At 68.2% G+C, this 5,986-nt stretch carries 5 protein-coding genes; 1 reads left to right on the forward strand and 4 read right to left on the reverse strand.

Translation table 11 applies throughout. The annotated features are described in order from the left end of the window. The 4 genes from VGP60_RS33275 to VGP60_RS33290 all read right to left on the reverse strand — a co-directional run. Nucleotides 1-593, reverse strand: a 593-nt coding sequence (locus VGP60_RS33275) for a CoA-binding protein (RefSeq protein WP_327552138.1), incomplete at its 3' end; no start/stop codon positions are given. Between the two features lie 3 nt (nucleotides 594-596). Continuing rightward, on the reverse strand, nucleotides 597-1,766 hold the full coding sequence (gene sucC / locus VGP60_RS33280) for an ADP-forming succinate--CoA ligase subunit beta (protein WP_327552139.1): 1,170 nt from the start codon (nucleotides 1,764-1,766) through the stop codon (nucleotides 597-599). A 142-nt stretch (nucleotides 1,767-1,908) separates the two neighbouring features. Then, the gene (locus VGP60_RS33285) at nucleotides 1,909-2,283 is read right to left on the reverse strand and encodes a hypothetical protein (RefSeq protein WP_327552140.1); all 375 of its coding nucleotides are present in this window, start codon (nucleotides 2,281-2,283) and stop codon (nucleotides 1,909-1,911) included. Next, on the reverse strand, nucleotides 2,280-4,037 hold the full coding sequence (locus VGP60_RS33290; protein ID WP_327552141.1) for a hypothetical protein: 1,758 nt from the start codon (nucleotides 4,035-4,037) through the stop codon (nucleotides 2,280-2,282). Before VGP60_RS33290 ends, VGP60_RS33285 begins: the two co-directional genes overlap by 4 nt. A 541-nt stretch (nucleotides 4,038-4,578) precedes the next feature. Between VGP60_RS33290 and VGP60_RS33295 the strand changes: the two genes are divergently transcribed. Beyond that, a complete protein-coding gene (locus VGP60_RS33295; RefSeq protein ID WP_327552142.1) occupies nucleotides 4,579-5,262 on the forward strand; it encodes a M23 family metallopeptidase in 684 nt (227 codons plus the stop codon). Nucleotides 5,263-5,986: the final 724 nt, after the last annotated feature.

The raw sequence follows: 5,986 nt of genomic DNA on the forward strand, positions 1-5,986 counted from the left end.
TCGAGCGCGTCGATGTGCGTGGTCCCGATGACCGGGTCCCCGCCGATACCGATCGCGGTGGAGAAACCGATCTCGCGCAGCTCGTACATCATCTGGTAGGTCAGCGTGCCCGACTTCGACACCAGGCCGATCTTGCCCGGGACCGGCGCGATGTCCGACGGGATGATCCCGACGTTGGACTTCCCGGGGGAGATGATGCCGGGGCAGTTCGGCCCGATGATCCGGGTCTGGTTGCCCTTGGCGCCCGCGTGGGCCCAGAAGTACGCCGAGTCGTGCACCGGGATGCCCTCGGTGATGACCACGGCGAGGCCGATCTCGGCGTCGATGGCCTCGATGACCGCGTCCTTGGCGAACTTCGGCGGCACGAAGATGACCGACACGTCCGCGCCGGTCTCCTTCATGGCCTCTTCGACCGTGCCGAACACCGTGAGCTCTTTGCCCTCGATGGTGACCGTCTGGCCCGCCTTGCGGGCGTTGACGCCACCGACGATGTTCGTACCGGACTTCAGCATCTTGGCCGTGTGCTTGGTGCCCTCGGACCCGGTGATGCCCTGGACGATGACCTTGCTGTTTTCGTCAATGAAGATCGACATGTGTTACGCCCCCGCCGCTGCGAGCTCGGCGGCCTTGTCTGCCGCGTTGTCCATTGTGTCCACCACGGTGATCAACGGGTGGTTGGCTTCCGCCAGGATCGCGCGGCCCTCGATGACGTTGTTGCCGTCGAGCCGCACCACCAAAGGCTTGGTCGCGTTGTCGCCCAGGATCTTCAGCGCTTCGACGATGCCGTTCGCGACCGCGTCACAGGCGGTGATGCCGCCGAAGACGTTCACGAACACGCTCTTCACGTCGGCGTCGCCGAGGATGACGTCCAGGCCCGCGGCCATGACCTCGGCCGAGGCGCCACCGCCGATGTCGAGGAAGTTGGCGGGCTTGACGCCGCCGTGCTTCTCACCCGCGTACGCCACGACGTCCAAAGTGGACATGACGAGGCCCGCGCCGTTGCCGATGATGCCGACCTGGCCGTCGAGCTTGACGTAGTTGAGGTCCTTCGCCTTGGCCTTGGCCTCGAGCGGGTCCTCGGAGTCCTTGTCGACCAACGCGGCGTGACCGGGCTGGCGGAAACCGGCGTTTTCGTCGAGGGTGACCTTGCCGTCGAGCGCGATGATCTTGTCCTGCGGGTCACGGACCAGCGGGTTCACCTCGACCAGGGTGGCGTCCTCGGAGACGAAGGTCTCCCAGAGCTTCACCACGACATCGGCCGCTTCGTCGATGACCTCGGCCGGGAACTTGCCCTGGGTGAGGATGTCGACCGCGAGGGCCTTGTCGACGCCGGCGATCGGGTCGATCGCGACCTTCGCCAGTGCCTCGGGACGCTCGACCGCGAGGACCTCGATCTCCACGCCGCCTTCGGCCGAAGCCATGGCGAGGAAGGTGCGGTTCGACCGGTCCAGCAGGAACGAGAAGTAGTACTCCTCCGCGATGTCGGAGGCCTCGGCCACCAGCACGCGGTGCACGATGTGCCCCTTGATGTCGAGCCCGAGGATGCCTTCCGCCTTCTCCTTGGCCTCATCCGGGGTCTTGGCCAGCTTGACGCCACCGGCCTTGCCTCGGCCACCGACCTTCACCTGTGCCTTGACGACGACCTGGTTCCCGATCGCCTCGGCCGCGGCCTTGGCTTCTTCCGGGTTGTTCGCCACGGAGCCGGGCAGAACCGGTACTCCGTGGGCGGCGAAGAGATCCCTCGCCTGGTACTCGTAGAGGTCCACTGCTCCAGTCTCCTGACGACAGCCACTGTGCTGGTTTGTTGTGCTGGTTTTTGAGGTATTGGGAGGACCGAACTGCTTCGCGGTCGGTGACGAGGTTAGCGACCTGTGCGGTCGGCAGACACTCCGCACCTGGTGAAGTCGGTCACCGTATGCGGTCAGACGGTGCTGAGACGGTGTGAGCCGCCCCACCGGCGAGCCATTCGGTGACCTGGGTCTCCTCGGAGAACACCCGATCGAGGGGACCTGCCGCACCGGAGCCCCAGCCGAAGACGCGGACCGACGGCAGCGCGGCCACGAGTTCTTCGAGCAACTCGCTGTCCGTGGTGGTGTCGACGGCGAGCCCCACCGCGTCCGGATCCTCCTGCTCGACCGTGCTCGTCACCTGAGCACACGTCAGCAGGCGACCCGCGTAGACGACCTCGACACCGGCGTCACGCAACGCACGCCCCAGCGGGACGGCTTCGCTCTCGGCGGCGCCGAGTTCGACGAGGACCACGCGCAGCAAGGCGCGGGTCACTCGGTCTTCCTCGCGCCCGTGGCGGCGAGGACCGCGGCGAGCACGAACGCCACCATGCCCGCGAGGGTCAGCCAGAACCCGATCCCGGTTTGGGAGCCCTCGACCTGGCCGCCCAGCACGGGCAGTTCAGCGGCCCGCACGGCGAGCACCAGGACGGCACCGAAGAGAAGTGCCGCGGCTTGGCCGGGACGGCTCCTGAGCGCGAGCGCGGCGGCGCCGAGCACGGTCAGCACCGCGCCGAGCAGCCCCCAGGACGGCGTCCCGAAGTCGGACCACAGACCGGGCGCGACGTACTCCGGCGCCGTGAACGTCGGCGTGCCGAACGCGACGAGGGCCAGCACCGCACCAGCCACCAACGGGGTCAGCACGGCACCGCTCGGCCGCGGCCCGTCCGGGCCCGTGTCCTCGGACTCCTCGCGCTCGACCACACCGAGGATCACCGAGCACCCGGCCGTCACGGTCGCCAGGATCATCGCGGCGATGGTCCAGAAGACGCCGGCGCCTGCCGAGTAACCGCCGGTCGGGCTGGTCGCGGCGAGTGCCGTGCCCAGCACCGCCGCACCCGCCAGTGCCACTCCGGCCCAGGCGACGGACAGCGCGGGACGCACCCGCGCCGATGTCGCGGGAACCAGTGTCAGCACGGCGAGCACGCCGACGATCGCCCCGGCCGGCAACAGGAGCCAGCGCGCGGGACTTTCCGGCACCGCGACCGCGGAAGCGGACGTCACCAGCGCCGAAACCGACGCCGCCAACGACGTCACCGCTGTCAGCACGCCGAGGACACCCGCGGTGAGCCGCAGCCGTGACAACCCCGGCACATCTGCTTCTCCGGCCAGGTCGTGCTGGTCGCTGACCGGCTCGACGGCCGATGCGCGTCCGGGCCGCAGGAACGCCAAAACCGCCAGCACGACGGCCGTGAGCAGTACCATGATCGGCCCGAAAGTCACCCCGAGCCGGGGCACGGTCATCCCCGCGAGCAGGTTCGGCAGTGCCACGGCGACCGTGCCGAAGGCGAGCCCGAGCAGTGTTCCCTTGGCGACCCCGTCGACCGCGGACCCGATCGCGATCAGCACGGCCAGCGGCAGGGCGCAGGCCAGCAGCAGCGAACCCGTCCAGATCAGGAACGGCCCGTCGAACGGGCTGAGGACCTGCAGATACACGCTCGTGGACCGCATCGGCATCATGAGGAGCCCGACCGCGGACACCACCGCGACGGCGGGCGCGGCCAACTGCCACCGGCGTCGCCCCGGCTGTGCCTGCCCCGACGATTCCGACTGCGCCCGGACGGCACGTCCGGCCAGCACTCCGGCAACCGCCGTCAGCAGATACCCGGCGAGCAGGAACCAGAGACCGGCACCGCCGCCCGGGTTCTCCAACGCGGTGGGCAGGTACAGCTCGGGCCTGGCCACCCTCGAAGAATCCACGGCGAACTGCAGATCCAGCAGCAGACGTCCGGGCATGAGCACCGCGAGACCGACTAGGAGCCCCGAGGCCGCCGCGTGCCTGCCCGTCAGTGCCAGCCCGACGGCCACCGCGACGGGCAACAGCGCTAGCGCGATCAGCACGGGCGCGCCGGAGAATCCCGGCACCGCGCCCTTGACCACCGGTAACAAGGCGCCGAGCGACAGGGAGACGGCCGCGAGCACACCTGTTCCGAGCGCGGCTGTCAGTACTGGAGACGGACGCCGCTCTTCAGCGGCAGGGGCCGTTTCGGCCGAGGGCCGGGCACGCGAAGTCCCTGAACGCGAATTCATTGCCCGGGACGCTAGCAAGCGAACGCGAAGCACCCACCGTTGCCGCCGAACGTGACCACGCAAGCCGTTTATTCCACTCGCATTCCCCCTCTGAACTCCGCAAATCGCCCAATTGCGAATTACCGGACCGGTCAAGAGCCGGGATCCATGTAAGCGAAGTCACACCTAATGGAGTAGTTGCCTGTCAACTTTGAGTAATAGGCACAGCTAGAAGTCAGATCCGCCCTCCCCGTTCGGCCGACACGCGCTCTGGATGTTGCCCCGAAGGGCGCCACTTCGTTACTGTCACCGACGCCCCATTACAGTCAGGTCACGAATAGAACAGCGAGCAACCACCCCCGAGGCTGCTCACCGGGATCCCCCGCCCGGATGTTCTCGACCAGGCTCCCCGAACACGGAAGGCCCTGCCTTGGCTTCACACCGCTCCCCCGGCGGCCAAGCCCCTTCCCCGGTACTGAAAGACGCACTAGACGGTGCGGTCATTCGGGTCCGGGGTTCCCACCGGCTCGCCCCACCGTCTTCAGCCCTGCGCGGTCGCGTAGTGGTCGCCGCCGTGGCAGCAGGCGCTTTCGCCGCCGCCGCGGCAGGCCAGACCCTCAACGCCGTCGGCTCCGACTCGGATGTCCAGATCACCCCCCTGGCCAACGCGCAGGGTGCCAGCGCCGCTTTCGCGCTCGGCGGAGCCACCTCCGGCGGTGCGCCGGAACTTCTCCCGGCCAGCCACCTCAGTGACGCCTCCGCCGAAGTCCAGAAGCTCACCGACAGCGCGAACGTCACCCAGGCCCGCGAAGCTCGCGAAGCCGCCGCCGCGAAGAAGGCGCAGGAAGAGGCCAACCGCCCCAAGACCTGCATGCCCGCCAACGGCACCTTCACCTCGGGCTTCGGCGCCCGGTGGGGCACGAGCCACCTGGGTATCGACATCGCCAATTCGATCGGCACGCCGATCTACGCCGCTTCCGACGGCACTGTCATCGAGGCGGGCCCGGCCAGCGGTTTCGGCCTCTGGGTGCGGATCCAGCTCGCCGACGGCACCGTGCACGTCTACGGCCACATGAACTCGTTCTCGGTCCGCGAGGGCCAGAAGGTCAAGTGCGGCCAGCAGATCGCCCAGATCGGCAACCGCGGCCAGTCGACCGGCCCGCACCTGCACTTCGAGGTCTGGCAGAACGGCACCAAGAAGATCGACCCCCGCCCGTGGCTCTCCGCCCGCGGCGTGAAGCTCTAAGAACGACCAACGAGACGCTGACTCACCTTCCTCCGTCGGGCATCCGGCGGAGGAAGTAGGCAACAGCGACCTGCCACACGGAACAGAGCTGTGAGGACTCCAGCCGCCGTCTGAGCAGCCCTCCACGCGCGCGGGAGCACAGCGCGCAACGTCCGCTCTCGTCGAGCTCGTGCATGCGTAACAGCGCCACCCAGGCCCCCACGAGCCTCGTGACGTCCGCCGGCCGCGGACCCCGATCCGCGGCCGGCAACCCCGTTCCCGCACCCCGTCTTGTGCTGCCCCGTAGGTATTCGAGTACCCCGTCTGCCAGAACTCGAAACAAGACCTCATCCACACCCGCCCCCTCCTCGGTCTCCCACTCGAACCCCTGTTCGACACAGTTATAGCCCAAGGGTCCGACACTTCCCGATCCCCCCAGCTCAGGGCCCGAAAACCGAGGCGAGCCACGCGCCCCGACAGTGACCAGGTGGACGCCACAAACCCGGCCAACTCAAATTGGGCGGCAAGCAAACCTCACGACTCGTATGAAGGGATCCTTCCTGCCAAAACGCAAGGAAGGGACCCTTCATGCCACGGCTAACCCAGGACGAGCTCAGATGAGCCGTCCGTACCTACCCAAGCCGGGGGGCTGAGCAGATACGGCCAGCCGCAGGCACCTCAGCCAGGACCCAACCCGTCGAACGGCGATAGGCACCCCGGGTATTACCCCAAAGCGGCGTTGGGG

Origin of the sequence: Amycolatopsis sp., from assembly GCF_036008905.1 — a bacterium.
Classification (GTDB): Bacteria; Actinomycetota; Actinomycetes; order Mycobacteriales; family Pseudonocardiaceae; genus Amycolatopsis.